We start from the raw sequence: 26985 nt of genomic DNA, 5'->3' as shown, positions 1-26985 counted from the left end.
ATCCCAATGAAATCCCGTGCAGCAGTTGCATTCGGACCCGGCAAGCCGCTGGAAATCGTCGAGATCGACGTCGCACCGCCGAAGGCCGGCGAAGTGCTGGTCCGCATCACCCATACCGGCGTGTGCCATACCGATGCCTTCACGCTGTCCGGCGATGACCCGGAAGGCATCTTCCCGTCGGTGCTGGGACACGAGGGTGGTGGCATCGTCGAGCAGATCGGCGAGGGCGTCACCAGCGTCAAGGTCGGCGACCACGTCATCCCGCTGTACACGGCCGAATGCCGCAAGTGCAAATTCTGTCTGTCCGGCAAGACCAATCTTTGCCAGGCGGTGCGTGCCACGCAGGGCAAGGGATTGATGCCCGACGGCACCACGCGTTTCTCCTACAACGGCGAACCGATCTACCACTACATGGGCTGCAGTACTTTCAGCGAGTACACCGTGGTGCCGGAAATTTCGCTGGCGGTGGTCAATCCCGAAGCACCGCTGGAAAAGGTCTGCCTGCTCGGCTGCGGCGTCACCACCGGCATCGGTGCGGTGCACAACACCGCCAAGGTCAAGCCGGGCGAGAGCGTGGCGGTGTTCGGCCTGGGCGGCATTGGTCTTGCGGTGATCCAGGGCGCGGTGCAGGCCAAGGCCGGGCGCATCCTGGCCATCGATACCAACCCGGGCAAGTTCGACCTGGCGCGCAGCATGGGCGCCACCGATTGCATCAACCCCAAGGACTACGACAAGCCGATCCAGGAAGTGATCGTGGAGTTGACCGATGGCGGCGTGGATTTCAGCTTCGAGTGCATCGGCAACGTCAATGTGATGCGCTCGGCGCTGGAGTGCTGCCACAAGGGCTGGGGCGAGAGCGTCATCATCGGCGTGGCTGGCGCCGGCCAGGAAATCAGTACCCGTCCGTTCCAGCTGGTCACCGGCCGCGTGTGGCGCGGCAGCGCCTTCGGTGGCGTCAAGGGGCGCACGCAATTGCCGGGCATGGTGGAGCAGTCGATGAAGGGCGAGATCGATCTCGATCCGTTCATCACCCACACAATGCCGTTGGAAGAGATCAACGAAGCCTTCCACCTGATGCATGAAGGCAAGTCGATCCGCACCGTGATTCATTTCTGACCACACGGCCAGGAGCGGCGCGCGGCCGCTTCCGCGCACGTGGGACCGAGACTCCGGGAGGGGCATGATGGCTAACGTGTCGATTCATCCTTCGGTAGATGGGGGCATTGCGCGAGGTGGTGCAGAAAACTTTCAAGGGGGAACCCTCGAATGTCACTGCGCCAGCGACAAGGTGGTAGTGGAAGTGGCTGCGCAGACCGCACACAACCACGCATGCGGTTGTAGCAAATGCTGGAAACCCGCGGGCGCGACGTTTTCCGTGATTGCAGTAGCGCCGCGCGACAAGGTCAAGGTGCTTGCGCACGAAGAAAAGCTGAAGATCGTCGATGAAAGCGCGATGATCCAGCGACACGCCTGCACAGCATGCGGCGTGCATCTGATCGGCCGGATCGAGAACAAGGAGCATGCGTTCTATGGGCTGGATTTCGTGCACACCGAGCTGTCCAAGCAGCAGGGATGGTCGGCGCCAGGCTTTGCCGCATTCGTCTCGTCCATCATCGAAACCGGCACCCCGCCGGAGCAGATGGATGGCGTGCGTGCGCGTCTGACCGAGCTGGGGTTGGCGCCCTACGACTGCCTGTCGCCGGCGTTGATGGATGCGCTGTCGACGCAGGTAGCGCGCAAGAAGGGCGTGTTGCACTGATGGTCCAACCCTGCGCCCGCTGATCCGGGCGCAGGGTTTTCTCTTCGTAAGGAATCTTCATGGAACGTATCGAACACCGTGCCTGTTTTGGCGGTTGGCAGGATGTGTATCGGCATCAGTCGCAGAGCCTGGGTTGCAGCATGCAGGTGGGTGTCTATCTGCCACCCCAGGCCGCAGATGGCCCGTTGCCGGTGCTGTACTGGCTCAGCGGCCTGACCTGCACTGAGCAGAACTTCATCGGCAAGGCCGGTGCGCAGCGCTATGCCGCCGAGCATGGAGTGATCCTGGTCGCGCCGGATACCAGCCCGCGTGGCGACGATGTCGCCGATGCAGAGGGGTACGACATCGGCAAGGGCGCCGGTTTCTACGTGGACGCCACCGAGCAGCCGTGGGCTGCGCATTACCGCATGTACGACTATGTGGTGAACGAATTGCCGGCGTTGATCGAAGCGCACTTCGCCACCACCGGCGCGCGCGCGATCAGCGGCCATTCGATGGGTGGTCATGGCGCCTTGACCATTGCGTTGAAAAATCCGGGGCGCTATCGCAGCGTGTCGGCGTTCTCGCCGATCGTCGCACCCAGCCAGGTGCCGTGGGGCGAGAAAGCGTTCGGGCAGTATCTGGGAGACGATCGCGACAGCTGGAAGGCGTACGACGCCACCGCATTGATCGCACAGGTGCAGGAGCGCTTGCCGCTGTTGATCGATCAGGGCGATGCCGACGAGTTTCTTGAAAATCAACTGAAGACCGGCTTATTCGAGGCGGCGGCAAAGGCTGCCGGGTATCCGCTGACAGTGCGGCTGCAGCCTGGCTACGATCATAGCTATTACTTCATCGCCAGCTTTATCGGCGAGCATATTGCGCATCATGCTGCGGCGTTGCATGGCTGAGTGTGCGCTCAAGTAAGGTCGACGCACGGCGACGCGATTGGCGTGGCCGTGTTGCCAGGGTTGATGACGTACGCTTGCCACTCGACGATTTTCTTTCTCCCGCGTGTGGGAGAGGGGCTACTGCGCGTTCGATCTTGACGTCCTTCTCCCACGTGTGGGAGAAGGTGCCCCGTAGGGGCGGATGAGGGCGCGGATCGCAGCTGGTAATCAGGGCAGCGGTGCGCCCAACGAAGAAGACCGACGTCCCGCGAAAGAGCCGGGCTCCTTGGCTCACGCATGGACATTCGGACGGAGCAGTTGCGGCGACACGACATCCTTGGTTATCCACTGCCACTGCCAACCCTGCAGTCATCGCTCAGACGCCACCTGCGCCGCCAGCTTGCCCAAGCGGCGCATGGCGCGTTCCAGTGTGTCGCTCCATGGCTGGCCGCAGGTCAGGCGCAGATGATCGGCATAGTCGCCACGGCTGGAATACAGATGGCCGGGCGAGGTGCCGATGCCTTCGGCCAGTGCCGCCTCGAACAAGGCTTGACCACTTCCGCCGTCAGGCAATTGCAGCCATAGCGACAGTCCGCCGGCTGGGTCGCCCACCCGCGTGCCCTCAGGCCAATGCCGCACGATCGCATCGCGCAGGCGTTGGCCGTTGTCGGCCAGGGTGCGGCGTAGCTTGCGCAGATGCCGTTCCAGATCGTGTTGCGCCAGATAATCTGCCAAGGCCAGTTGCGGCAGGCTGGCGCTGCCGACGGTGGAAAAATACTTGGCGCGCACCAAGGCGTCGGTCCAGTCACCACCGAGCAGCCAACCGACGCGCAAGCCAGGCGACAGCACCTTGGAGAACGAGCCGCAGGTGATGACGTTGGCATGGGTGTCGAAATGGCGTAGCGGCCGTGGGCGTTGTCCCGACCAATCCAGCTCGCCGTAGATATCGTCCTCGATCACCACGGTGCCGTGACGCGCGCAGCTGTCGAGCAATGCGCGCTTGGCAGTATCGGGCGTCAGGCTGCCGTTGGGATTGTTGAAGTTGGGCACCAGCACCGCCGCACGCACGGGGGCGCGTTGCAGCAACGCTTCCAGACGCGCGACATCGATGCCGTGACCGGCGCGGTTGGGGACTTCCAGCACCTTGAGCCGCAACGCGGCCACTGCCTGCAAGATGCCGTGGTAGGTAGGTGTTTCCACCAGGACCACATCGCCCGGTGCGGTGAGCGTGCGCAATGCCAGGCTGATCGCTTCCATCGCGCCTGCGGTGATCACTACTTCGTCGGCGGCGACGGGCGTTGCGCAGTGGGCGTACCGCTGAGCGATCTGTCGTCGCAGTGCGGGGTGGCCTTGCGGCGGTGCGTAGTCCAGCGCAGCCGTGCGTTGGCGACGCAGTTGGCGCGATAGGGCCGCCGCCAACTGCGCAGTCGGCAATAGCGCAGATGCGGGAGTGGCGGTGTGCAGCGGCAGTAGATCGGTGCGCGCCAGGGTGTCGAGGACGCGCTGTAGTGCCGGGTTATCGATGATGCCCGGCTTGCGCCGCCGTGCCGCCGGTGCTGCCGCCGGCATCGCAGACGCCATGCTGCGCACGAAGTAGCCGGAGCGCGGCCGCGCCTGTACACGTCCCTCGCGTTCGAGCTGCAGGCAGGCCTGCACGGCCGTTGCCGTGCTGATGCCGTGATTGGCCGCCAGTTGCCGGATCGACGGCAGGCGTTCGCCCGCCCGCAAGGTGCCGCCTTCGATCTGCTGCCGCAATTGCATGGCCAACGATTCGTACATAAGCATGCGCCGCGCCTTCCATCTGTATTGGTCTATTTTCAGCGTATCTGAATCTGTCATGGTCGTGTGCTGCGGCGCAGACTGCGTGTGCCCGGTCAGTACGCCCGGCGATGCTCTTCCCCATGAGGTTGGTCGTGCTGCTTCCTGTCTTCATCGTCGATGCGTTCACCAAGGTACGTTTCAACGGCAACCCTGCAGCCGTGGTGCCATTGCAGGCCTGGCTGCCGGAGTCGCTGATGCAGGCGATTGCGGGCGAGCACAATCTGTCGGAGACCGCGTTTTTCGTCCGCGACGCCAGCGGTGTGTTCGATATTCGTTGGTTCTCCCCGACCAGGGAGGTCGGCTTTTGCGGGCATGCGACCTTGGCCAGTGCGTTCGTGCTTGCGACGCATCAACGCGTCGCGTTTCCGTTGCGATTGCGCGCGGCGGCGGTCGGCGAGATCGAGATCGCCCGGGTGGACGAGAACACGTTCGAGTTGCGCTTCCCCAACCAGGCAACAGCAGTGGTCGCGGTGCCGCCGCCGGCGCTGTTGGAAGCGTTGTCGATTCCGCCACAGGCAGTGCATGCAAACGCGCAGTCGTATATCGCCGTATATGCAGATGAAGCACAGGTGCGCGACGTGGTGCCTGATCTGCGGCGAATGTTGACGCTGGCGCCGCGCGATGTGGCGATCACCGCACCAGGCATCGGGCACGATTTCGTCTCGCGTTATTTCTGGCCGGCCAATGGCGGTAGCGAGGATCCGGTGACCGGTTCGATTCATGCCGCGCTGGCGCCGTTATGGGCGCAACGGCTTGGGAAAACCGAGTTGCGTGCGCGACAGGTCTCTGCACGCGGCGGCGAGCTCGATTGCCGCGTCGAGCCGCAGCACGTGTCTGTGCGCGGTAGCGCTGTCCAGTATCTGCAGGGAACGATCGCCGTATGAGCACGTGCTTCTCGATGCAAACGACGACGGCCGGTGCGACGCGTCGCGCGGTCTGGCAGCTGCTGGTGGCCGAAGTGCTGATCGGCTCGGTCGGCGTGTTCGTCCACGAGAGTGGTCAGGATCCGGTCACTGCGGTGTTCTACCGCTGCCTGTTCGGTGCCCTGTTCCTCACCGTGTGCGGGGTGATCGGTGGGCAGCTGCGCGGACTATGGCGCGAGCGTGCGTTGCTGCGCGATGCCAGCATCAGCGGCGTGCTGCTGGTATTGAACTGGGTGGCCCTGTTCGCGGGGATGGCGCGTTCTTCGATCGGCGTGGCGACGATGGTCTACCACGTGTTTCCGTTCGTGATCCTGATCCTGGCAGCGTTGCTGCAGGGCGAGCGCACGCGGCGTGCCGATCTGGGCTGGACGATATTGGCGTTTGTTGGCGTGGCCTGTTCGGCCAATCCGGCACGGCTGTGGCAGGCGGCCGATCGCGGCTACGTGATCGGTATCGCGCTGACCTTGCTGGCCGCGCTGTTGTGCGGTGCCTCGTTGCTGATGTCGCGGCGCATCAGTCGCGAGCGGCCGCTGGCGGTGGTGACGGTGCAATGCTGGGTCGGCACGGTATTGCTTGCCGGATTTTCCAGCAGCGCTGTCCTGCATCCGGGCGTGCATTGGCTGTGGCTGGTGGGATTGGGCGTGATCCACAGCGGCATCGTCTACGTGCTGTTCTATTCGGCGTATCGCCACTTGCATGTGGCCACGATCGCAGTACTGGCATTCGTGTATCCACTGGTCACGCTAGTGCTGGATTACCTGCTGTACGGCCACGCGCTGGTGCCGGTGCAATGGGTGGGTCTGGCGCTTATCGTGCTCGGGACATTGGCAGTGAATCTGAAGTGGCGTTGGCCACGGCGTGCCTCCGCCAGCGCACTGACGTAAGGAGTGGCCGCTACCACGTAACGAGCCGTCGTCTTTCAGGCGTGGGCAGCGTGCCGAGAAACGGAGCGGATACGCGCACTGGTTCCCAGGCTCAGGCCAGAGACAACGCGCGGTGATTGGCGCAGGCAGATGCAGCGAACGTGTCCGCACTGAAGCGGCGCTGCCGTCTCACTTAAAGCAGCCGCGCGACCAGACTGGCTGCGCGGCGGTGTTCAGGTGTGTTCAAACGCGATCAACGTACGTCGCGCAGTTCCCAGTGATGTCCGGCCAGCGCTTGCATGCGCAGCTTGAGCAGATCGCCCGGGATGCTGGTGGTGGCGACCAGATCGATGCGCAGATCGCCCTGCTGACCGGTCACCGTCGCCGACGGATCGGTCACGCCCAGGCTCGGGTCCACTGCATCCGGGTCCGGTTGCAGCTGGCGCCAGCGCTCGAACCAGGACCCATCACGCAATGCGGCCTGCAACTGCTCGGCGAAGGACTCGGCACCATGGGCAGTGAAGCTCACGCTCGGGTCGCTGCTGCGGGCGAGTTTGGGGTCGGGCAGGCTGATCGAATAGGTGACGGGCATGGGCAAAGACTCCGGTGGATGACGCCGGCACGTTAGTGCAGCGGCGGTGAGTGCTCCGTCGACGCACATGCGCAGATGCGCGTCGGCGAACGCAGTGGAGTCGGCGACGCGACCAGCATGCGGCCAGACGCACCCGGGACGACCGGCAAACGCTGCCTATCTGGCGCATGCAGGGGCTGTGTACGCCGCCCGGACCACGCGGCCACCGCTCGCAAGGTGGGATCCGTGGCGCTCAGGCCGAGAACGCATGCGGCTCGGCCGCGAACGCCACTGCCAGCGCACCCTTGCCCACGTTGACCATGCCGGTCAGGCTCATCACGCTTTCGAACAATTCCACGCCTTGGTCCCGGCAGGCAGTCCGCAAGGTGCTGTAGCCGGGCAGCGCGTGCAACTCGGCGAGCTCGCCGCCATAGCCAACGCACACGGTGGGTGTCATCAGGCCTTCGCGAATCTTGCGCACGGCAAAGCCGAACAGCTTCTCGGCCGACGGCTCGAAGCCCTTGAGTTTGGCGACTGGCTCGGTGACACCCCGATAGGCGCGCAGCACCGGCTTGATATCCAGCGCACTGCCCAGCGCTGCGCCGATCAGGCCCACGCTGCGATCGCCCTTGGTGCGTGCACGCGCACGCAGGTAGTAGAGATCGCGCGGAATCATGTAGCCGTACGTATGTTCGGCCAGCTGTTCCAGGCGCGCGCGAATGGCCGCCACGCCCTGGCCCTGTTCGCGCAGGCGGACCGCCTCCACTGCTGTGATCCCCTGGCCGGCGAACAGGCTCAAGGTGTCGATCACGCGCAAGGCAAATGGCGAGCTGTGGCCGGCAGCGCGACGCACCGGTTTGTAATCGTTGAGGATGGCGAAACTGGCCTGGGTGGCGTTGTCGAAGATCTGGCTGCGCAGCTTGGAAATGGTCAGGCAGAACACGTGGTCGTAATCGATGACCAGCTGTTGCAGGAACAGGTCGCGGATCTGGTTGACCGACAGCGGGGTGGTCTCCGCTTCGTGACCGCGCTCGGCCACGTGCGCCTGCAGAAAGCTCAGCGTCGCCTCCTCATCGCGGTGATCGGCCAGCACCGCTTCGCCGATGCGCACGCTGATCGGTAGCACGATGATGTCGTTGTGTTGGATGAAGTCCTGCGGCAGATCGCACGCACTGTCCACCACGATTCCGATGCGCATCGTCGCCCCCTTCGGCCATTGCGTCTTCCAGGGGCGCACGCTATCGCAAAACGGCCGCTGGGCGTAGCGCCGTCGGTCCGGTGCGGCGCATGACACCTGCTGGCAAGCTCTTCCATATAGTGCGTTCGGGCTGCAACAGCTGTCGCGCGCCCTGCATGATCCGGCGAGTGGGCGCGCCTCCAGCCCCACGGTGCGCGGATGTGGCGACGCACCATGCATGCACGCCAGCTTGCTGGGCATCGGAGCGAGAGCCGCGCAGCGATGGCAAGTGGACGGATGAATCGAGCATCGGCGCAGGCTGGGCCTCTGTAGCAGTCACCAGAAACATCGGCGCAATTGCCGGGCGAGCGCGGTCACTGCGATGGCGCCGCGCGACCACGGCGATACCGGCGCTGCACGTGGCACGCTCCGCGCCGGCCATGTTCACATCGCCACCAGTTGGATGCTGTCGAACACCAGTGCCGGGCCGAGGAAGCCGTTGTCCGGTGTACCGGAGGCAATGTCGATATCCAGACGGTTGATGCCGGCCTGCAACGCGGAGGCGGGGATATCCACTTCGTACAGCGTGTTGTTGCCGCGCGCGGTGCCACGCGTGATGCCGCGTGTCTTGGGCTGGTTGGGCGCAGCCGGCAGCGGTCCGTTCCAGCGCGCATTGACGCGGATCTGCGGACGCGCATTGGCCTGGGCCAGCGGCACGAAGATGCGCAGGCGATAGCCATGCACCTCATCGGCGGCCAGGGAAAACGCGATGCGTGTCGGCGAATTGATGTCGCGCCACTGCACTGCCGGAACGTTGTCCGCACTGCTCGAGCCGACGCTGTAGGTGGCCGCTGTCCAGCGCATGCGCTGGTCGGATGGATGTGCGTGCGGCAACAGATCTGCGTAGCGAAAGCCCGCCGGAGTGCCATCGGGCATGCCGATCTGCCATCTCACCGTGCCCGGCAATGGGACCGCTCGCAATGAGGCTTGCGTGGTCGCGTTGGCGAAAATCTGGGTATCGCACTGCGCCACTTCCAGTTCGTTCTGATAGAGCGTCATGCGGTAGCGGCCCGGACGCACGCCGGCGATCTGGTAATGACCGTTGTCATCGGCACGGGTCCAGTATTCGGCCTGGTCGTTGCTTAGCCCGACCACCGCCGGTTGCCCAGGCAGCACGCCGCTCACGCGCCCGCTCACCGCGCCGCGCCCAGCGTTGGCCAGATATCCGCTCAACCCCAACGTGGCGACAAAACCGGTCTCCAGCTGCATGCCGGAGGGCGCGCCACCATCGGTGAACAGCAGCGCGTAGACACCGTGCAACCCCGCCCGGAACGCTTCGGTCTGGGTGTGATCGGAATACATGTAGTTATAGAGTTCATGGGTCGTGCGCGTCTTTTGCGTGGCGATGTCCTTGAAGAACGGCCCGCCCGAACTGCGTTCGCGGTTGCCCATCAGCATGAATACCGCCACGCCCGGGCCGCTGACCCCATGCAGCTGATCGTCGATCATGCGTCGCGCCGAGTAGAACTTGGAACTGGTCCGTCCATCCGGCAGCAGGAACACATCGTGGCCCTCGATCGGCGTGCCTACGTTGGAATCGGGTTGTTGCAGTGCAGTCGGCAACTTGGACGCGTTCAAGCGGGCGACGAAGCGTAATTCGCCGATCGGCAGCAAGGTCGGTGCGTAGGTCGCCATGTAGATCGCATTACGGCCCTTGCGCGCGATGTAGGTCTGGGTCAGGTCGCCGGCGCTGGCCCAGACCACGATCGATTCGCCCAGCGTGCGCGTGTGCACGCTGGCGCTGGCAAGGCCCGAGGCTAGATGCGAGCCTTTGGGCTCAGTGGTCTGCAATTCATTGTTGCGGTAGCGCATCGACACGATATCGCCGTTGTTGGCGTCTACCGAAAACACCAGCTCGGCGCCTGTATCCACGACGATGCGGTCACCGCTGCGGGTGGCGCCGAACGCGGCCAGGGCGGGTGCGCTGACGCCGCCGTACAACAACAAGGCGTATCCCAGGAGGCGCAGGATGGAGCGGGGCATAGCGCTTTCCATGTTGAGGTAAGTGGCCGTCGTTCTACCGGCACGCGGTCCCAGGTAGCGTGCGCCATGGCAGCGCCGGCCAAGTGTGCAGAGCGTGCGCCGCGCTTGGACAACCGCTATGAAACGCACGCCGTTTCATGCCTGGCCTGGGAGCAGGATGCGGCGACGTGCGGTGCGGGTACGCCGATGTCCTGCACAGGTGCTGCGCTGCAATCGGCCGCTGATCTCAGCGCAATGCGGCGCGCGCCGCCTCGATGGCCGCGATCCATTCCACGCGCTTGCCGAGCACGAAGCGATATTTGCTACCGTCGTCGACCTGTATCGCCAGCGATGTCGGCGCCAACGGCAGCAGCCCGAACACACGTGTCCAGCGCCGCTGCATCGCTACGATCCGGGTCAGGTGCAGCGTCAGCGATCGGGTCTGCACATTGAAATTATGCGGCTGAAACAACAGCGCATCGACAGTGAGGATCAAGCGCCCGCCCACCGCGCCCAACCCGCGTTGCAGATTGGCCGGGGTCTGGCGTAGTACCACCCGATCGATCGAGCGCAATCCGCCGCCCTGAAACAGCGCGGTCACTGTTCCGCTCCCGCCGCAGGGCTCGGCTGAGCCCTTAGCGGCGAAGTGCCGGATGTGCCGGTCGGAGCCGATGGCGAAACGGACGACATGGGCGGGACCTGAAGGAGGGCATCAAGGGGGCGAAGCACTCCCGGCAGGCACAGTGCTACGTAATGAGACCACATCCCAGATGTATGTAATACCAATGCCGGACAGATACAGCATCAGATCGCGCGGCGTGGCGGTGTTGCCGCGCGCGATGGACGCTGCGCTGCCGGGGCGCAGGCCAAGGCCAAGGCCAAGGCGGTCGGCCTGCTGGATCGCCCGCATGGCTTCGATCAGCACTCCCAGCGCCATGGCCAGCGCACCGGCCCAATGCGGCGGCATGGCCAACAGACCGCGCAGCCCGCAGTAAACCAGCATCGCCGCCAGCACATCGCCCAGGGTGCCGCGCACCATGGCCCGCCGAGTTTGCCGGCGCCGATCGCCACTCCGATCAACAGCATGGCGACGGCAAGCAACAGGGAGAAACCGCGTGCAGCGGGCGGCATCCGTGTCATTGCGTGCATCGGCAATCCCGGGCGAGTGTGTCGTGATGGGCATCGTGCCGGTGCCGGTGCGTGCGCGCTGCCGGCGCACATGGCCCAGGCGAAACGTCGGGGCAAGGTCGCAGGCGCGGGACGGGGTGTTGTCCCGCACCGCATGCAACTGCCGCGACACTCACTTCAGATAGGCGCGCGGCAGCGATCCGGCTCGTTGCATGTAGCGGTCGCGCAGCTCGCTCTGGCGCGAGCGCATCGGCATGTCGCGGCCGCCCAGCCACACCTGCTCGGCGTAGTGGGCGACATCCAGCGGGTCGCCGTCCCACAACACCAGGTCGGCCTGCTTGCCAACGGCGATACTGCCGATGCGGTCGCCAACGCCGAAGATCTCCGCCGGTACCCGGGTCAGCCCGGCCAGTGCGGTCTCCCACGGCATCCCGTTGGCCACTGCGTTGCCGGCCAACTGGCGCTGCTTGCGCGCATTGTGCGAGGCATCGTTGCTCTGGCTGAAGCTCACATCCACACCCGCCGCGCGCAGCCGTGCGGCGTTTTCCAGGGTGGCGCCGATCTGGTCGAAGGTCGAAGGAAGATCCGCCAGCGCATCCACCAATACCGGCACCTTGGCCTGCGCCAGCTGTGGCGCCAGCTTCCACGCTTCGGCACCGCCGGCGATGGCAATGCGGACCTTCTCGCGCTGCGCCCAGCGCAACAACTGGCGAATGTCGGCCGCCCGCTCCACCTGCACCACGATGCGGCCTTGCCCGGCCAGGTACTTGGCCAGCACGCTGCGGCCAACCGGCGTCAACAGCGCATGCGGCGAGTCGGCCGGCACGCGTCCACGCGCTTCGGCCACCAGCTGATCGAGCAGCATCCACTGCGCCGCGCGCGAGCTGCCGGTGAGGTCGGACGCCGCCGCGCCGAGACGCAGAAACAGCGCATGCGGGCCGATCGGATCGGGGCTGCCATCCAGCCGCACGATGCCGCCCTGGCCGGCGATAAACGCACCGCTGGTGGTCGCGCCCAGCGCGGTGAACCCGATGCCTTCCACCCGCGCCACCGGCACCAGCACCGAGTCGGGGTTGTAGGCCAGGGTGACGTCGAATTCCGGGCGCATCGGCTGATCGCTCAGCTTGACGCCGCTGTCCACCGTGCTGTCTTCGCCGGAGACTTCTTCGATACCGATCTCGGTGATGCCGCCGAACAGTGCCGGCGTCAGCGGCCGGCCCTTGGCGTCGACGACGCGGCCATCGGTGGGCACGGCCAGGTTGCTGCCGATGGCGCGGATCACGCCGCCCTGCACAAGTACATCGGTGTTGCGCAGCGTGCCTTGGGCGGTGGCGGTGTGCACCGTGGCGCCACGGATCAGCACCTGCTGGCCGAGTGCGGGCAACGCGAGCGCCGCCAGCAGTACCGCCGGCAGGACGCGCACACGCGGGCGAAACCGATTCGCGCGGTTCATCGTGCCACCTCTTGGCCAAGCATGAAGTCGGACACCGGCTGCAGCCTGCGGTCATGCCGGTCGTAGACCTGCGCGCCGTCGATATACACCTGTTCGGCCAGTGCGTAGGAGCTGAAGGGGTTGCCGTTCCACACCACCACATCGCCCATCTTGCCCGGCTCCAGCGCGCCGGTCTGCTGCTCGATGCCCAGCGCCTTGGCGGCATTGCTGGTGAGCCAGCGGATCGCGCGCTCGGGCGGAATCTCCATGCCGCTGCGGCGCGCGTTGGCGATTACCTTGGCCGCTTCCTGGTTCAAGCGCTGGATGCCTTCTTCCGAATCCGAATGCACGATGGCGCAACTGTTGGCCGGGCGATCGACCAGCGCAATGTTCTCCTGGATGCCATCGAAGGCTTCCATCTTGAAGCCCCACCAATCGGCCCACAGCGCACCGCAGACGTTTTCCTGCGCCAGACGGTCGGCTAGCTTGTAGGCTTCCACGCCGTGATGGAACGCGGCGATATGGAAGCCGAATTCCTTGGACAGGTCCAGCATGGTCGCCATTTCATCGGCGCGGTAGCAGTGGATGTGCACGCGGATGTCGCCATTGATGGCGCCGGCCAGCGTGTCGAGTTTGAGATCGCGCTTGCCGCCGGCATCGCCGCTGCTGTCGTTGTCGCCGCCGCTGCTCCACCAGTGGCGCTTTTTCGCTGCCTTTTTCTTTGGCGCGTTCTTCTGCAGATACTCGGCCGCATCGATGAAGGCCGCGCGGTACCCGGCGACATTGCCCATGCGCGTGCCGGGGCCGCCCTTTTGCCCATACACGCGCTTGGGGTTCTCGCCGCAGGCCATTTTCAGGCCCCAGGGCGCGCCGGGAAACTTCATGCCTTGATACGTCGTCGACGCCACGTTCTTGAGCGTGACGCCGCGTCCGCCGATCAGATTGGCCGAGCCCGGCAATACCTGCAGCGAGGTGATGCCACCAGCCAGCGCGGTGCCGAAGCCGGGGTCCTGCGGCCAGATCGAATGCTCGGCCCAGACGTTCGGCGTCACCGGTGCGGTCATCTCGTTGCCATCGCTGTGCGCGCTGACGCCGGGGCTGGGATACACGCCCAGATGCGAGTGCACATCGATGATGCCGGGCGTGACCCACTTGCCGGTGCCGTCGATGCGACGCACATCGGCCGGTGTGTCGAGCGCGTGGCCGACCGCCGCCACCTTGCCGTCGCGCAGGAGCACATCGGCGTCGTCCAACCGTTGGCCTGTTCCGGTCAGGACCGTCGCGTGCTGGATCAGCACCGGCCCGGAGGCGAGCACGCGGTAGGTACTCGGATAGGGATCTTGGACAAAGCGTGACGCGGCCGACACTGGCTGGCACAGCATGGCCGCGCCCAGTGCGGCGAACAGGATGGAACGCATGGATTTCCCCGATGCAACGAAAGCGTAGGCCGCAAACCTAGCCGCCCGCGCGGTGCTTGCCAAGTGCTGTCAGGGCGATGGCGGCGGCCTCATCACACACGCGGGTGCATGCTATGCCCTATTCGTCAGGGGAGATGTCGATGATCGCCAAATCAGAGCGCAACAAGCAGGCCGATGTGGTGTTGGCTTTCTGGGAACTGGCCGGTTCGGCCCGGTGGTTCACCCACAACGATGCGTTCGACGCCAACTTTCGCCAGCATTTCAGCGAGCAGCATTTCGCTGCGGCGCGCGGCGAGTATGCGCACTGGATGGAACGTGCCGAAGATGCGCTGGCCTTGCTGATCCTGCTCGACCAGTTTCCGCGGAATGCCTTTCGCGGCAGCGCGCATTCCTACGCCACCGACGGCCTGGCGCTGCATTACGCCAAACAGGCGGTAGCCGAAGGATTCGATCAACAGGTTTCCGCGCAATTGCGATTGTTCTTCTACCTGCCGTTCGAGCATGCGGAAGATCTGCACGAGCAGGCGCGCGCGGTGCAGCTCATCACCGCGCTGGACGATGCCGAAACCACCCATTGGGCAGTGGAACATCAGCAGATCATTCAGCGCTTTGGGCGCTTCCCGCATCGCAATGCGGTGTTGGGGCGTGAGACCACTGCCGAAGAACAGCAGTTTCTCGATGACGGTGGGTTTGCCGGGTAAGGGGCGCTGGCAGTTTTGCGCCGATCGGAGGCTGCTACTTCGGCTGCAGGGCGGCTGATCCGTATTTTGGCTGCAGGGCCCTTGCCCGCCACCGTCGCGGGACACGCCGTCAATCCGTCCATGCAGGCGCTTATGCGGCATCCATGCCGCATAAGGTCCAGCGACGGTGGGCGGGCGAGGACCAGTGGAGATGGTCGGTGTGCGTGGTTTTCAACAAAGCGGCCAGCAAACTCGCTGGTGCGGTGTGCACGACGCTTGCGGAACCCTGTGGCGGCATGGATGTCGCCACGGAGCCGCCATGGACGGATTGACGGCATGTCCCGCGAGAGTAGCGGGGACACCGCACCCGCGACCCACTGCCGAACACCAGAGCGCTAAACCGGCACAACACAGTTCCCGAACAGCGCAGCGCCAGCCAAGTCAGTACCGCTGCGTAGTGGCTGTCTTGCTCAGTATTTCGCCACGCCGTTGTCCACCTCGTCCGACCAGGCATCGATGCCGCCGGTGACGTTGTAGACGTTGCTGAAGCCCAGGCCGCGGAAGTGCTCGGCCGCTTGCAGGCTGCGCCCGCCACGGTGGCACAGGAACGCCAGCGGGGTGTCCTTGGGCAACTGTTCGATGGCGGCACGCTCGTGCGCATCCAGCGTGCGGAACGGGGTAGCGACCGAGGCCAGCGCACGCTCGTCGGCCGGGCGCACGTCCACCAGGGTCAGGGTGCCGGCCTTGAGGCGGTCGTCCGCATCGCGCACCGACAGTTCCTGCACCGGCTTGGGCGCATTCGGGTTGTCGATGGCCAGGCCACGACCACGGATATCGTCCACCCAGTCGATGGTGATGCCATCGGCGCGGCGTGCGCTGGCCAGGTCGAACTGCACGCGCAGACCATTGGATTCGGCCGCGATGGCGTTCGGGTTGGTCGGCGCCAGCTGGAAATTCGGCTGGAAGTTGGCATCGATGGACAACGTCAGCGATGCATCCGGCGCGTCGGCCAGTGCGCCCTTGAGCATTTCGACCGCCGCCGGGGTGATGGTGATCTTGGGCGGAGTCCGGTCTGGCGCCTGCAGGCCGAGCATGCTGCTCAGTTCGCCGCTGTCGGCCATCTGCAAAATGATGTCGCTGCCGCCGACCAGCTCGCCGTCCACGTACAGCTGGGGAATGGTCGGCCAATCGCCATAGGCCTTGATGCCTTCGCGGATTTCCTGGTCGGCCAGCACGTTGACGTGGGCATAGTCGATGCCCAGACCATCCAGCACACCGACCGCCTTGGCCGAAAAACCGCACTGCGGCATGCCGGGCTGGCCTTTCATGAAGAGCACCACGCGGCTGGATTGCAGCAGCGTATCGATACGGGAACGCAGGGCGGGATCGAGGGACATGGCAGCACTTCAGTCAGAACGTGGAGTCCGCCCATTCTACGCCGCATGGCATCATGCGGTATGACCACGCTGCAAACGCTGTATCGCATTCCCGCGCATCCCTACCGCTGGATCGTCTGGCTGGCCCTCTCGCAGGCGGCGGTCGCACTGCTGTGGTGGCAGCTGGGCTGGGTCTGGGGGGTGTCGGGGCTGTTGTTGTCGCACGCCTTGTTCGTGGTGCCGGTGTTCCTGCCGCGCGCGCGCCTGTACGCGCCGGTGCTGGCACGCCTGCCGGGCCGCGCACCGCAGGTCTGGCTGACCATCGATGACGGACCGTCCGACGACACCCCGGCCATCCTAGACCTGCTGGACGCCTACGCAGCCAAGGCCACGTTCTTCGTGGTCGGCGCACGCGCCGAGCAGCGGCCTGAGCTGGTGCGCGAGATGGTGCGGCGCGGGCACGGGATCGGCAACCACAGCCACAGTCACCCGCAGGCCTGGTTCTGGGCGCTGGGGCCGCGCCGCATGGCGCAGGAAATCGGCAAGACGCAGCGCGTGCTGGCTACCATCACCGGACAGGCGCCACGGCTGTATCGCTCGGTGGTGGGCATGACCAATCCTTTCGTGGCCTCGCCGCTGCGTGCGCACGGCCTGACCCGCGTGGCCTGGAGCGCGCGCGGCTTCGATGGCGTGCGCTGCGAGCCGGATGCCACCATCGCCCGCATCGTGCGCGACCTGCGTCCCGGCGCGATCGTCCTGCTGCACGAAGGCGCCGCGCACGGGCACAACCTCACCATCCTGCGTGGCGTGCTGGAGGCGATGCGGGAGCGGGGGCTGGTGGGGCAGCGTCCGGATTAAGTGCCTGCGAACGCAGCCTGGCCGGCCCGGCGTGATGCCGTAGGCCGATGGCGGCAGCGTCGGGGTGTGGAGCGCTGCGTCTGCCTGTGTGGTCGTTGCCGCGTGCAACATGGCTGGAAATGATCGAGGGTCGACCGCACTTGTAATCCACGCATGTATTGACAGCGATTTAACGTGGATCGAACATGCGCCCCAGCCAGCAAATGGTGCGCGCCTGTTCATGGCGCTGCCACGCCAGCCTCACCAGCCGTCACCGACGGCATTATTTTTGCTCTTGAGGCTGACCCCATGTCCTATCGCATCGTCCCTGCGCGCGCTGTTGTGCGTGCGGATTTTCGCCCGTCGCCCGCCCGTCTGTCGTACTCCTTGCTGGCCCTGGCCTGTGCATGGCCGTTGTCTGTGATGGCGCAGTCGAGCGCGCGCGATCCGGTCGATCTGGACCGCCTGCAGATCGAGGCGCATCGCGGCGCCGCCACCGAAGGCACCGACTCCTACACGGCCGATGTCGCGCGCAGTTCGACCAAGCTGGAGCTGTCGCTGCGCGACACCCCGCAGTCGGTGGTGGTGGTGACCCGCCAGCAGATCGCCGACCGCAATCTGCAATCGCTGCAGGACGTGACCGATACCGTGGCCGGTTTCAACTCGCCGACCTGGGACACCGAGCGCACCTACATCAGTGCGCGCGGCTTCGAGGTGGACTACTACCGGATCGATGGCATTCCCGTCGATTACACCGGCGATGTGCAGCAGAACATGGCCATCTACGACCGGGTCGAGATCGTCCGGGGCGCCAATGGCCTTACCTCCGGCGCCGGCAGCCCGGCGGCCTCCATCGACCTGGTGCGCAAACATGCCAACAGCGATGTGTTCACTGGCCGGGTCGATCTGTCGGCTGGGCGTTGGGACCGCTATCGCGGCACTGTCGATCTGCAGTCGCCATTGAATGCCGCCGGCAACGTGCGTGGCCGCGTGGTGGCCAGCTACGAAGACAAGCAGTCGTTCCGCGATTACTACAGCAAGCAGTCGTCGCTGTTCTACGGCATCGTCGATGCCGATTTCAGCGATGCCACCAGTGGCTACATCGGCATCAACAAGCAACGCAACGACGGCCGGGGCACCACTTGGGGCGGTGTGCCGGCTTACTTCAGCGATGGTGGCCGCACCGATTTCGCGCGCTCGGATTCGTTCACTCCGCGCTGGGCGCGCGGCGTGGCCGATACCACCAATGCCTTCGCCGGGCTGACCCATCGCTTCGACAACGGTGCGCAGCTGCATGTGGAGTATTCGCATCAGCGCTTCGAAGCCGATTGGAAATCGGTGCTGTTCGGCTACCTGGACTATCCGGACAGGGACACCGGCTTGGGCCTTGAAAGCAATTCTGGCGGGCGCTACCCCGCGCTCAATGCGCAAAATAGTCTGGATGCCTACCTCAGCATGCCGCTGCAGCTGTGGGGCCGCGAGCATGAAGTGGTGGCCGGCGCCACCTGGATGAACCGCAACGTGCGCAGCTGGTCCAACGCACCGCTGCAGCCCCTGACTGCCGAGAGCGTGTACGCCTGGACCGGCACCATGGCGCAGCCGCAATGGACCGCATTGGCGAAAGGCGAAGAGCGCGATGTGCGCCAGGTGGCCGCCTACGCGGCAGGCCGTTTCAACCTGACCGATTCGCTCAAGGCCATCATCGGCGCACGCGTCACCGACTGGAAGAACACCGATCAACTGTTGCCGGCCAACACCTATGAACGCCGCGGCCGGACCACGCCCTACGCCGGCCTGATCTTCGATGTGGACGACCACCATTCGCTCTACGCCAGCTACACCGGCATCTTCAAACCGCAGAACAATCGCGACCGCAGCGGGCGCACCATCGCTCCGCTGGAAGGCAATAGCTACGAGATCGGTGCGAAGGGGCAATACCTCGGCGGCCAGCTCAATGCGGCGCTGGCGCTGTTCCGTATCGAGCAGGACAACCTGGCGGTCAACGACCCGGGTCAGCTGGTGCCTGGTACCACCGATCAGGCGTACGTGGCGGCGAAGGGTACGGTCAGCCAGGGTGTGGAATTCCAGCTCGATGGCGAGCTCTCCGAGCAATGGCGCATCGCCTTCGGTTTTGCCCAGTTCGATGCCAACGATGCCAGCGGCGTCGATGTGAACCCAACCAGCCCGCGTCGCGAAGCCACGCTGTTCACCAGCTGGCAGACCGGCCCGTGGCGCGTTGGTGGTGGCCTGAGCTGGCAGTCGGCGATCCACGAATTGATGGCCGGACCGCAGGGCAACACCGTGCGTTTGAATCAGGGCAGCGTGGTGTTGGCCAACGCAATGGCGCGTTACGACATCAACCAGGCGTGGTCGGCGCAACTCAACGTGCGCAATCTGTTCGATCGCACGTATTACGCCAACATCGTCTACCAGAGTCAGCTGATCTACGGCGACCCGCGCGATGTGGAGCTGACGGTGTCCTGGAAGTTCTGATTTTGCTCAAGGCGCCAGCCGCTGGCGGCATCCATGCCGCAAAAGGTCTGCGACGGTGGGCGGGCAAGGGACGGTCGAGATGGTCGGTGTGCATGGCTTTCAACAACGCAACCAGCGAACTCTCTGGTGCGGTGTCCTCACCGATTGCGGGACAGTGTGGCGGCATGGATGCCGCCACCGAGCCTCCATGGACGGATGTACGGCGTGTCCCGCGAGCGGTGAGGGCGCCGCACTCGACCAACGCAGCTTGGGACCATCTACATAACGTCAAGAGCGGCTGTTAGAACGACTGCGCGGCCGGTGCTGGGTGCAGCATGTACCACGCGTACACACCGGTTCCTCCGCGCCGTCCGCACCCGCCTGAAGACTGCTCGCTACGTTTTGTTAGTCGCTCTCAATCGAACCAAGCGCTTCGCGCAGCGGCTCAGCGCGGTTCGGCCACGATCAACCAGTTGTTGAACGGCGTATTGCCATACAGCGGCGCAAACGTCGCACGCAGGCCGGCGGCATCCAGCTGCGCCTGCAGGCTGTCGCGGGTTGGGTAGCTGCGCGGCATGCGCTGCATCCAGCCGCTCAGGTGCGCCAGTACGTCGGTGACGCGGCTGGTGCGGCCACGGCTGCTGGCATCGCCCAATGCACTGCGAATGACCAGTTTGGCGCCGGGTGTGAGCATCTGCGCCACGCTGCGCAGCAGACTGGCCTGCATGTCCGACTGCAGATACTGCAGCACATCCAGGATGGTGACGCTGCCCTGATGCTGCGGCCACGCGATGCTCAGATCGACCACTTCGAACTTGGTATCGCCCAAATTCGAGCGTTGCGCGATGTGCTGCGCGCGGCGGATCTTGGACGCATCCACATCCACGCCGTGATACGTCAGCGCCTGGCCGTCTGCGCGTAATGCATGCGCCAGCAAGCCCAGCCCGCAGCCCAGATCCAGGACCGGCGCAGTGGTACTGCGCAGCTCGGCCAGCACACCGGGGTACAACGGGTCGGTGCGCAGCTTGGCCTGCGTGTAGTAGTAATCGTAGCGGTTGCCGAGCGGATGCTTGGGCAAAAAAGCGCGTGCGATCGCCAGCGCCTGCGCGCGGCTCATCGGTTGGGTGGCGGTGCTGTGCAATGTCGTTCCTTGGCAATCAGGCGTGCTGCGCGGCTAGCTTAGGGCTTGTCGGGCTGATTGGGGTAGGGCCGGTTGGGTGGGGCGCGTCATGGGCGCGTCGCCGGTCCAGGCTCGACTGCGCTATTTCAAGAAATATCGGGGTGCCAACCACTGGCAGCATCGGCCGCAGATGTCGTTGTCTCTCCCCAACTCAACGCTGTCGCATGTGGCGGAAATGCGACAAAGATTCAGCGTCATTTCTCTGGTTATTCAGCGTTTGAGAGCGCTTGGCTTGCTGGTCTGCGGAACTCGATGACATAGGTCTCTCCGCTGATATTCGCTACCCGGCCGAGCACGTCATCGCGGACAGCGAACGTTTTTGGGATTTTGCTGCCATCCTCGCCCCGTTGGACGCGGTCCGGTTCCAGAGCACGAGCGAGGACCAGGCGGACCGTCGATTCTTGTTCATAAGCGCGGGTCACGTTGGCACGAAATTCAGTGTTGCCCGGCCCGGACCAACGATCAAATTGGTCCCCGAATGCCAGAATTCCCACACCATAATTTTTGAGATGGTGATGGTCCCAGAGACTCACCACCAAGGTTCTTTCGTCCGTCCACGAGCTGGCGGACCAGTTAACGTTCTTGAGCGTTGCTCCGTATCTTCGGAATGCTTCCGAAATACCGAGTTTCATAGGGTCTCATGCCTCGTCTCAAGCGTACCGACAGCGCCCAGCGCATCGCGCGCAGCAGGCAGCGCGACCGCTGTCCACCGCGCGTACATCGCACCTGAGGGGTGCAGACCATCGTCGACCAGCATGTCGACGGCGTCACCGCCATCGCGGCTGGTGGCGGTGATGTCGACAAACCGCACGGCGCGCGCTGCGCAACGTTCTGCCGCCACACTGTTGAAGGCGTCGATCTGTGCAGCGATCAGCGCTGCATCGCCGCCTTGCGCATGCGCGAACGGGGTCAGCGCCCAATCGGGGATGGAGAGCACCAGCACGCGCGCGGCATGGCCGTCGGCAAAGGCGATCGCGCGCTGCAAGAGGGCATCGAACTGGGTGCGGTACTCATCCAGTGAGCGCCCGCGGTATTGGTTGTTGACGCCGATCAGCAGGCTCACCAGATCGAACGGCCCCTGCGGTGCGGCCGCATCGATACCGGCCTGCAATTCGTCGGTAGTCCAGCCCGTGGTGGCGATGATTTGCGGTGGCGCCACGTTCCAACCGTGGGCACGCAGGCCATCGACCAACTGCATCGGCCAGCGCTGCGCGGGGGCAACGCCTTCGCCGATGGTGTAGGAGTCGCCCAGCGCCAGATAGCGCAGCGGCGTACCAAGCGCCGCCATCAAGCGACGCTGCGCGACTTGAGTGGTACCACCTTGGTCACGGCTTCCGCACGGCGTGCCAGTGCACGGTCGATGCGCGCAAACACATCGCGCATGACGGCTGCTTCCGGCATCAAGGTCACGCGGAAGTGATGGCGGTACGGCACATTGAAGCTCGAACCCGGCACCACCAGCACGCCTTCCTCGTTCATCAGATCCAACGCGAACGCGTGATCGTCGAAATTGCGCGCGGCCGCGCCGACCACCGCCGGGAATGCGTACAGCGCCCCGGCCGGTGCCACCAGCTGCAGATGCTCGCTGGCCGCACAGGCCTCGATCACCGCACGGCGGGTTTCGTACAAGCGGCCACCGGGCGCGCACAACGCGGAAATAGTGTCCGGCCCGTTGACCGCCGCATCGATGGCGTACTGGCCCGGCACATTGGCGCATAGGCGCAAGGCGCCAAGCAGGTCCATCGCGTTACGCAGGTCGTTGATGCGCGACTGCTCGCCCGACAGCAGTGCCCAGCCCACGCGCCAGCCGCAGGCGCGGTGCACCTTGCTCAGCCCGCTGAAGGTGATGCACGGATGCGCACCGGCCAGCGGCGCGACCGGCACGAAGGCGGCATCGTCGTAGAGCACCTGGTCGTAGATCTCATCGACCATCAGCAACAGATTGTGCTTGCTGGCGATGGCCACGATGCGCTCCAGCAACTCGCGCGAATAACTGGCGCCGCTGGGATTGTTCGGATTGATCAGCACGATGGCGCGGGTGCGCGAGGACACCAGCGTCTCGATTTCCACCGGGTCCGGCTGGAAGCCGTTTTCCGGCGCGCAGCGGTAATACACCGGGCGGCCATCGTTGAGGATGGTCGCCGCCGACCACAGCGGGTAGTCGGGCGAGGGCACCAGCACTTCGTCGCCGGGGTTAAGCAGCGCCCGTAGCGACAGATCGATCAGCTCGCTGACGCCGTTGCCGATGAAAATGCGGTCCGGGTGCGCGTCCGGGTGCTGGCGCCGCGCATATGCGCTGGCGATCGCCTCGCGCGCTTCCGGCAGGCCTTGCTGATGGGTGTACGGATCGGTGCGGCCCATGTCGTCGGCGATCGCGCGCTGCAGATGCTCCGGTGCCCGGAACCCGAACGCGCCCGGGTTGCCGATGTTGAGCTTGATCAGCTTGCGGCCCTGCGCCTCCAGCTCCCGCGCTCGCCGCGCCAGTTCGCCCCGAATTTCGTAGCGGACTTCGGACAGACGCTCGCGGATGGCGAGCGGCTTTTGCGGGGCAGTGGACATGCGACGGGCCGGTTGTAGGCGTGAGTCTTGGCATGGTAGCGGAAATATGACAGGCGGACATGCTTGCATCGGCAACGATGTCAAGAGGCGCTTGAAGCCTTGCGCGGAGTGCGATTGCACAAGCTGCTGCAGCCAGCCGGCTAGAATCGTCCCATGAGCAATGTGTCCCCCGATTACCCCACCCTCCAATCCATCGGCTGGCCCTGGCCTGGCCCTGCCGAGGACCCGGCCTGGCAGGCTCTTTTCGCCGCGCATCCGCAGGCGATGCCGGCGCGGGTGGTGGAGCAGCATCGCACCGGCTATGTGGTGGCCGATACGCCGGAGGCCAGTCTCAAGGCGGAGTCGTTGCCGGAGTGGCAGCGGCCGCGGTTTCCCAGCCATGAGCGGGCGGCGGTGGGCGATTGGGTGCTGATGGAGGGCAAGCGCATCGTGGCCTTGCTGCCGCGCCGCACCTCGATCAAGCGCGGGGCCGCCGGCGAGCATTACCACCAACAGGTGATCGCGGCCAATATCGATACGGTGTTCATCGTGTGCGGGCTGGATGCGGACTTCAATCCGCGCCGCATCGAGCGCTATCTGTTGCTGGTCGGCGGCGGCGGTGCCGAGCCGGTGGTGGTGCTGACCAAGGCCGACCAGACCGAATACGCCGAGGACGCGTTGGCGGTGCTGGAGGAACTGGAAGCGCAGAACATTCCGCTGCGCGCGGTCAATGCCAAGGATCCGGACAGTGTCGCTGCGCTGCGGCCGTGGCTGGGCGATGGCCGTACCGCGGTGCTGGTGGGTTCGTCCGGCGCCGGCAAGTCGACGCTGACCAATACCTTGCTCGGCGCGCAGAAGATGAAGACCAATGCGGTGCGCGAGAACGATTCGCGTGGCCGGCATACCACCACCCATCGCGCGTTGATTCCGTTGCCCTCCGGTGCGTGTCTGATCGATACGCCCGGCATGCGCGAGCTCAAGCCGACCGGCGAAGAGGATCTGGCCGAAGGCGGGTTCTCCGATGTGGAAGCACTGGCGGCGCAGTGCCGCTTCAACGATTGCGCGCATCTTGCCGAGCCCGGTTGTGCGGTGCGTGCGGCGATCGAGGCCGATACGCTGGATCCGGAGCGGGTGGCCAACTACATGAAGCTGCGCGTGGAAGTGGCCGCAGCGGCCGAAAAGCTCGCCACGCGCCTGGCGCAGAACAATCGTGGCAAGGGATCTGGCCGGCGGCCTGCCAGCGTCGATCGCACCGGACGGCGCTGATGCCAACGCGCAAGGGGCCTCCAGACATCGTCCACCACGCGACGCTGGATGCGCGCCTGGTCAAGGCCGTACGCGGTGTGCGCCTGCTTGCGCTGGCCAGCTGGCCGCGCTCGCTGCAGGAGCCGTTCCTGCAGAGCGTGGCGCGTGGGCAGCCGGAGTTGCCGCAGGTGGAGTACCCGGCGCTGGATTTCGGCGACACCCGGCGCGAGCTGGCGGCCATCGCCAAGGACGCCGACCCGCATCATCCGCTGGGTGCGTACCTGATCGATTCGACGCATAGCTGGAGCCTGGCCGCCGGCTTGCTGGAATCGCTGGGGACCCCCGCAGTCAGCGATTACTCGGCGCAACTGTTCGGCGTGCCCGACGACCCGATGCCGGGCAACGGCCCGACCACGCGCGAGGCGGCGCGGCATTTCATCCAGATTGCGCAGGAGCTGGACCGCGAACTGCTGGCGCCCGAAGAGCAGGTGCCGGTCTCCGCGACCGCCTTGCGCATGCAGCTGCAGAACGATCTGGATGCGTTCTTCGAAGGGCGCGTCATCACCGTCACGCTGGACCCCGATCTGCTCGCCAAGGCGGCGGCCGGTGCGCATCGCATCCGCTTGCGCACGGGCGCCACCTTCAGCGATTACGACCGCGCACAGTTGTTCCACCACGAGGCGCTGGTGCATTCGCTCACCGCACTCAACGGGCGCGCGCAGCTGCATCTTCCTAGCCTCGGCATTTCCTCGCCACGCACGACCGCGACGCAGGAAGGCTTGGCGACGTTTGCCGAGCAGATCACCGGCAGCATCGATATCGAACGCATGAAGCGCATCAGCCTGCGTATCGAGGCGATTGCGATGGCGCGTTCGGGCGCGGATTTCATCGAGGTGTTCCGCTACTTCACCGACGGCGGGCAGAGCGCGGCGGAAAGTTTTTCCTCGGCGCAGCGCGTGTTTCGCGGCGTGCCCACCTCCGGCGGGGGGGCGTTTACCAAAGACACCGTCTACCTGCGTGGCCTGGTGGCGGTGCACACGTTCTTCCGGCATGCCTTGCAGCGCGACCAGCTGCAGCTGTGCCGGTATCTGTTCGCCGGCAAGATGGCGCTGGGCGATGTGGCGCGCCTTGCGCCGTTGTTCGAGAGTGGTGTGCTGGTCGCACCGCGCTGGCTACCGCCCTGGGTGAGCCGGGTCAGTGGACTGGCCGGCATGCTGGCGTTCTCGTTGTTCGCCAACCGCATTCGCATGGATCAGCTGCAGCCACCTGCGATGAATGTCTGAGCATCGCTGGCAGATCTTCAACTGCAGTCGCCCGCCAGGTGCGGCTGCACGACGTAGCGTGGTCATCGCACGTGACATGCGGATGTTTAATGTGACTGCGTTGTGATCGCGATTGCGGGTCTCATGCAAGGTGCCGCTGAATCGTATGCATCGTGCCCACGCGTTCTACACGAGGCTGCAACGGGTTGAGCCGGACACTGCTCGCCTTGCCCAAGATGGGCCATGACACGAGGCAATGCGATGAACATCCTGATGGTGCTCACTTCCCACGATCAGCTGGGCGATACCGGCAAGAAAACCGGTTTCTGGCTGGAGGAATTCGCCGCGCCGTATTACGTCTTCAAGGATGCAGGCGCGCAGATCACCCTGGTGTCGCCCAAGGGCGGCCAGCCGCCGCTGGACCCCAAGAGCGACGAGCCCGACGCTCAGACAGAGGCCACCAAGCGTTTCAAGCAGGACGTCGATGCGCAGCAGGCACTGTCCAGCACGCACCGCCTGGCGGACGTCAAGGCCGACGACTTCGATGCGGTGTTCTACCCCGGTGGCCATGGCCCGTTGTGGGATCTGGCTGAAGACGCGCACTCGATCGCGCTGATCGAAGCATTTGCCGCTGCAAACAAGCCGCATGGCTTGGTCTGTCACGCGCCGGGCGCCCTGCGTCGCGTCAAGGGTAGCGATGGCAAGCCGCTGGTCAATGGTCGCCGCGTCACCGGCTTCACCAATGGCGAAGAAGACGGCGTTGGCCTGACCAAGATCGTGCCGTTCCTGGTCGAGGATGTGTTGACCGAACTCGGCGGCCGCTACGAAAAGGGTGCCGACTGGGGCGTGCATGTGGTCACCGATGGCACGTTGGTCACCGGCCAGAATCCGGCGTCGTCGGAGAAGGCTGCCGAGGCGCTGTTGGCGTTGCTTGCGCGCTGAGGAATGGGCGGTTGAAGGGGGGAGTGGGTACACCCATGTTGGGTGCTAGCTGGGCGGATCGCGTTTCGGTTTTAGAGCAGCTAACAAAACCTGGCGAGCGCCTGTCAGTGAGTGCAGTGGTTTGTCGGCCGTATCTTGGTGGATGCCGTCAGAAGTCCAGATCAAACACTGAGTGGGTCGAATGCGCGGTGCCCTCACCGCTGGCGGGACACGCCGTGAACCCGTCCCTGGGGGCTCGGTGGCGGCATCCATGCCGCCACACGGTCCCGCAAGCGGCGAGGACACCGCACCAGAGACTCCGCTGGTTGCTGTGTTTAAACCCATGCATGCCGACCATCTCGACTGGTCCTTGCCCGCCCAGCGTCGCGGGACCTTACGCGGCATGGATGCCGCGTAAGAGCTTACAAGGACGTCCTTGCAGCGTGTCCCGCGACGCTGGGCGGGCAAGGGCCCTGCAGCCAGGCCGCAGA

The 26985-nt window shown here is 65.1% G+C and carries 24 protein-coding genes and 1 other RNA gene; 12 read left to right on the top strand and 13 right to left on the bottom strand.

Annotated features, from left to right (window positions below):
- Nucleotides 1-6: 6 nt before the first annotated feature.
- The 3 genes from GGR61_RS11395 to fghA all read left to right on the top strand — a co-directional run bounded on the left by GGR61_RS11395 (nucleotide 7) and on the right by fghA (nucleotide 2649).
- On the top strand, nucleotides 7-1116 hold the full coding sequence (locus GGR61_RS11395) for an S-(hydroxymethyl)glutathione dehydrogenase/class III alcohol dehydrogenase (protein WP_184407684.1): 1110 nt from the start codon (nucleotides 7-9) through the stop codon (nucleotides 1114-1116).
- A 67-nt stretch (nucleotides 1117-1183) separates the two neighbouring features.
- On the top strand, nucleotides 1184-1759 hold the full coding sequence (gene gfa, locus GGR61_RS11390; protein WP_184407683.1) for an S-(hydroxymethyl)glutathione synthase: 576 nt from the start codon (nucleotides 1184-1186) through the stop codon (nucleotides 1757-1759).
- A gap of 59 nt (nucleotides 1760-1818) precedes the next feature.
- Nucleotides 1819-2649, top strand: coding sequence for an S-formylglutathione hydrolase (fghA, locus tag GGR61_RS11385; RefSeq protein WP_184407682.1), 831 nt, complete (start codon nucleotides 1819-1821; stop codon nucleotides 2647-2649).
- 348 nt (nucleotides 2650-2997) lie between these two features.
- On the opposite strand, the gene GGR61_RS11380 is transcribed toward fghA, so the two are convergent.
- Nucleotides 2998-4413, bottom strand: a complete 1416-nt coding sequence (locus GGR61_RS11380) for a PLP-dependent aminotransferase family protein (RefSeq protein ID WP_184621441.1) — start codon at nucleotides 4411-4413, stop codon at nucleotides 2998-3000.
- Nucleotides 4414-4541: 128 nt separating this feature from the next.
- Between GGR61_RS11380 and GGR61_RS11375 the strand changes: the two genes are divergently transcribed.
- Nucleotides 4542-5333 carry a PhzF family phenazine biosynthesis protein gene (locus GGR61_RS11375; RefSeq protein ID WP_184621440.1) on the top strand — a complete coding sequence of 264 codons (792 nt, stop codon included), beginning with the start codon at nucleotides 4542-4544 and terminating at the stop codon, nucleotides 5331-5333.
- Nucleotides 5330-6256, top strand: a complete 927-nt coding sequence (locus tag GGR61_RS11370; protein ID WP_184621439.1) for an EamA family transporter — start codon at nucleotides 5330-5332, stop codon at nucleotides 6254-6256. Before GGR61_RS11375 ends, GGR61_RS11370 begins: the two co-directional genes overlap by 4 nt.
- 232 nt (nucleotides 6257-6488) lie before the next feature.
- Here the strand turns inward: GGR61_RS11370 and GGR61_RS11365 are convergent, their stop codons facing one another.
- The 7 genes from GGR61_RS11365 to GGR61_RS11335 form a co-directional block, all read right to left on the bottom strand.
- The gene (locus GGR61_RS11365; RefSeq protein WP_184407678.1) at nucleotides 6489-6827 is read right to left on the bottom strand and encodes a hypothetical protein; all 339 of its coding nucleotides are present in this window, start codon (nucleotides 6825-6827) and stop codon (nucleotides 6489-6491) included.
- Between the two features lie 232 nt (nucleotides 6828-7059).
- Nucleotides 7060-8004 (bottom strand): DegV family protein, encoded by a 945-nt coding sequence (locus GGR61_RS11360; protein ID WP_184407677.1) that lies wholly within the window; start codon nucleotides 8002-8004, stop codon nucleotides 7060-7062.
- Nucleotides 8005-8427: 423 nt separating this feature from the next.
- Nucleotides 8428-10026, bottom strand: a complete 1599-nt coding sequence (locus GGR61_RS11355; protein WP_184621438.1) for a rhamnogalacturonan lyase B N-terminal domain-containing protein — start codon at nucleotides 10024-10026, stop codon at nucleotides 8428-8430.
- Between the two features lie 226 nt (nucleotides 10027-10252).
- Nucleotides 10253-10579 (bottom strand): hypothetical protein, encoded by a 327-nt coding sequence (locus GGR61_RS11350; protein ID WP_184621516.1) that lies wholly within the window; start codon nucleotides 10577-10579, stop codon nucleotides 10253-10255.
- A gap of 138 nt (nucleotides 10580-10717) precedes the next feature.
- On the bottom strand, nucleotides 10718-11305 hold the full coding sequence (locus tag GGR61_RS21375; protein ID WP_326520627.1) for a DUF2809 domain-containing protein: 588 nt from the start codon (nucleotides 11303-11305) through the stop codon (nucleotides 10718-10720).
- Nucleotides 11306-12586: an amidohydrolase family protein gene (locus GGR61_RS11340; protein WP_184621437.1), complete on the bottom strand. Its 1281-nt coding sequence runs from the start codon at nucleotides 12584-12586 to the stop codon at nucleotides 11306-11308.
- A complete protein-coding gene (locus GGR61_RS11335; protein ID WP_184407674.1) occupies nucleotides 12583-13983 on the bottom strand; it encodes an amidohydrolase in 1401 nt (466 codons plus the stop codon). The genes GGR61_RS11340 and GGR61_RS11335 overlap by 4 nt, the downstream gene beginning before the upstream one ends.
- Nucleotides 13984-14117: 134 nt before the next feature.
- Between GGR61_RS11335 and GGR61_RS11330 the strand changes: the two genes are divergently transcribed.
- Nucleotides 14118-14684, top strand: coding sequence for a DUF924 family protein (locus tag GGR61_RS11330; protein WP_184621515.1), 567 nt, complete (start codon nucleotides 14118-14120; stop codon nucleotides 14682-14684).
- A 449-nt stretch (nucleotides 14685-15133) separates the two neighbouring features.
- Here the strand turns inward: GGR61_RS11330 and grxD are convergent, their stop codons facing one another.
- Nucleotides 15134-16060, bottom strand: a complete 927-nt coding sequence (gene grxD / locus GGR61_RS11325; protein ID WP_184621436.1) for a Grx4 family monothiol glutaredoxin — start codon at nucleotides 16058-16060, stop codon at nucleotides 15134-15136.
- 45 nt (nucleotides 16061-16105) lie between these two features.
- On the opposite strand from grxD, the gene GGR61_RS11320 reads away from it, so the two are divergent.
- The 3 genes from GGR61_RS11320 (at nucleotide 16106) to GGR61_RS11310 (ending at nucleotide 19759) form a co-directional block, all read left to right on the top strand.
- Nucleotides 16106-16897 carry a polysaccharide deacetylase family protein gene (locus tag GGR61_RS11320; protein ID WP_184621435.1) on the top strand — a complete coding sequence of 264 codons (792 nt, stop codon included), beginning with the start codon at nucleotides 16106-16108 and terminating at the stop codon, nucleotides 16895-16897.
- Between the two features lie 288 nt (nucleotides 16898-17185).
- Nucleotides 17186-19369, top strand: a complete 2184-nt coding sequence (locus GGR61_RS11315; RefSeq protein WP_184621434.1) for a TonB-dependent siderophore receptor — start codon at nucleotides 17186-17188, stop codon at nucleotides 19367-19369.
- Nucleotides 19370-19683: 314 nt separating this feature from the next.
- A non-coding RNA gene (locus GGR61_RS11310) (sX9 sRNA) lies at nucleotides 19684-19759 on the top strand.
- 34 nt (nucleotides 19760-19793) lie between these two features.
- Here the strand turns inward: GGR61_RS11310 and GGR61_RS11305 are convergent.
- The 4 genes from GGR61_RS11305 to GGR61_RS11290 form a co-directional block, all read right to left on the bottom strand.
- Nucleotides 19794-20465: a methyltransferase gene (locus tag GGR61_RS11305; RefSeq protein ID WP_184621513.1), complete on the bottom strand. Its 672-nt coding sequence runs from the start codon at nucleotides 20463-20465 to the stop codon at nucleotides 19794-19796.
- A gap of 269 nt (nucleotides 20466-20734) precedes the next feature.
- Nucleotides 20735-21160, bottom strand: a complete 426-nt coding sequence (locus GGR61_RS11300) for a hypothetical protein (RefSeq protein WP_184621433.1) — start codon at nucleotides 21158-21160, stop codon at nucleotides 20735-20737.
- On the bottom strand, nucleotides 21157-21816 hold the full coding sequence (locus tag GGR61_RS11295) for an SGNH/GDSL hydrolase family protein (protein ID WP_184407669.1): 660 nt from the start codon (nucleotides 21814-21816) through the stop codon (nucleotides 21157-21159). The genes GGR61_RS11300 and GGR61_RS11295 overlap by 4 nt, the downstream gene beginning before the upstream one ends.
- Nucleotides 21816-23087 carry a pyridoxal phosphate-dependent aminotransferase gene (locus tag GGR61_RS11290; RefSeq protein WP_184407668.1) on the bottom strand — a complete coding sequence of 424 codons (1272 nt, stop codon included), beginning with the start codon at nucleotides 23085-23087 and terminating at the stop codon, nucleotides 21816-21818. Before GGR61_RS11290 ends, GGR61_RS11295 begins: the two co-directional genes overlap by 1 nt.
- A 153-nt stretch (nucleotides 23088-23240) precedes the next feature.
- Between GGR61_RS11290 and rsgA the strand changes: the two genes are divergently transcribed.
- The 3 genes from rsgA (at nucleotide 23241) to GGR61_RS11275 (ending at nucleotide 26515) form a co-directional block, all read left to right on the top strand.
- Nucleotides 23241-24332, top strand: coding sequence for a ribosome small subunit-dependent GTPase A (rsgA, locus tag GGR61_RS11285; RefSeq protein WP_184621432.1), 1092 nt, complete (start codon nucleotides 23241-23243; stop codon nucleotides 24330-24332).
- Complete coding sequence (locus tag GGR61_RS11280; protein ID WP_184621431.1) at nucleotides 24332-25594, top strand: flavohemoglobin expression-modulating QEGLA motif protein; 1263 nt, start codon at nucleotides 24332-24334, stop codon at nucleotides 25592-25594. Before rsgA ends, GGR61_RS11280 begins: the two co-directional genes overlap by 1 nt.
- A 240-nt stretch (nucleotides 25595-25834) precedes the next feature.
- On the top strand, nucleotides 25835-26515 hold the full coding sequence (locus GGR61_RS11275; RefSeq protein WP_184407760.1) for a type 1 glutamine amidotransferase domain-containing protein: 681 nt from the start codon (nucleotides 25835-25837) through the stop codon (nucleotides 26513-26515).
- The last annotated feature ends 470 nt before the right edge of the window (nucleotides 26516-26985 follow it).

It is taken from the genome of Xanthomonas sp. 3058 (assembly GCF_014199765.1).
Taxonomy (GTDB): Bacteria; Pseudomonadota; Gammaproteobacteria; order Xanthomonadales; family Xanthomonadaceae; genus Xanthomonas; species Xanthomonas campestris_B.
This window is presented reverse-complemented; position numbering and strand designations above follow the sequence as displayed.